Below are 1,265 nucleotides of genomic sequence, written 5' to 3'. Positions count from 1 at the left end.
TCAGGTTAAAAGATAGCCGCACACTGATTAAAGCAGGTTTACCCCCTGCATGGTTTAGAAAGCAGTCTATCATATCTTTACAGCTAGTTTTTGTTTTTTTATTTCACAATCCCGGTAACATATGGTGCCCGGTCATTCCAGACATGCCTTACCCTGGAAAGCAGTTTTCTCGCTATCTTGATTATGGCCCGTCTGGAACCAACCCTTGCTGTCCATCTGCTATAGCATATCGTAAGGGCCGGATCTGTTCTTACCGCTACCCAGGCAGCCTCTACAAGTAGATACCTCAGGCGGCGGTGCTGTCTTGTGGTTATGCTACCCTTTCTGTCGTTCCCGCCTGTGGAATGCTGCATTGGGCATAGCCCTACAAATGAATTGAGCCTGTCGAATTTTTCAAAACGGGAGATATCACCGATTTCAACAATCAGCACAGCTGCTGTTACGGGGCCTATCCCCGGAATAGAGCAGAGCAGCCCTGAGATAGTACGGTAGCGTGCTTTCCCCATTAGCTTCCTCATCTCTCTCAGTGTATCCAGTTTTTGGGTTCTGATGGCTTCCATTATAGAGAGCTGCCTGTCCAGCACGATGCGGATGCTCGGCTCTCCACAGCTGGCCTCTTTTAGCCATGCCACAAATGCCCTACTCCAGTTGGCCTTTGCGAATCTCTGCGGTATCTCAATCCCCATCAGACGGAGAAGGCCCTTTATCCTGTTTTTTGACCTGGTAAGGTCATTACTGTACCGCTCGTTGAGCCGCACCAGCTGCCTGTCGGCTTCAAGTTCGGGGTCAGGAACATAAACTCCTTCCAGCTGCCCGGCCTGAAGTGCCTCGGCTATCCGTCTGGAATCATTCCTGTCGTTCTTGTTCTTGGTGCCCTTATCCGTCCGGGGAACATCTGCAGCATTCACCGCGATACAGCTTACCGAGCGGGCAGTGAAAGCCCGCTGTATCCAGAATCCACAGAAACCGCTTTCGTAAGCACATTCATAGTGGGCTTGTGGATAATTGGTTGAAAGAAAATTCCACAAGCCTTCAACAGATGGAGGTGACTGGACGAAGCTTTTTAGGTACTGTTTCCCTAAATAGAGCGAAACAGTCCAGCTTTTGAGGTGCACATCGATGCCACAGCTTATCGTATGACCGCTAAAATCTAATTTTTCTGCTAAATTTGTCATGATCTTAGTTCTCTTGTTTATTTAAATTTAACAATTGTGGCTGCTAAAGACCACTTGAACTAAGATCACTTTTATTACATAGATACTGAT

Annotated in this window: 1 protein-coding gene; it reads right to left on the bottom strand. The window is 47.7% G+C overall.

Annotated elements, in window-relative coordinates; genetic code table 11:
* Positions 1 to 98: 98 nt before the first annotated feature.
* The gene (locus tag AC04Q1_RS26440) at positions 99 to 1,175 is read right to left on the bottom strand and encodes an IS110 family RNA-guided transposase (protein ID WP_478367518.1); all 1,077 of its coding nucleotides are present in this window, start codon (positions 1,173 to 1,175) and stop codon (positions 99 to 101) included.
* Positions 1,176 to 1,265: the final 90 nt, after the last annotated feature.

Source organism: Pedobacter humicola (genome assembly GCF_056490705.1).
Note: the sequence above shows the minus strand (reverse complement) of the source record. Positions and strands in the feature narration are given on the sequence as shown.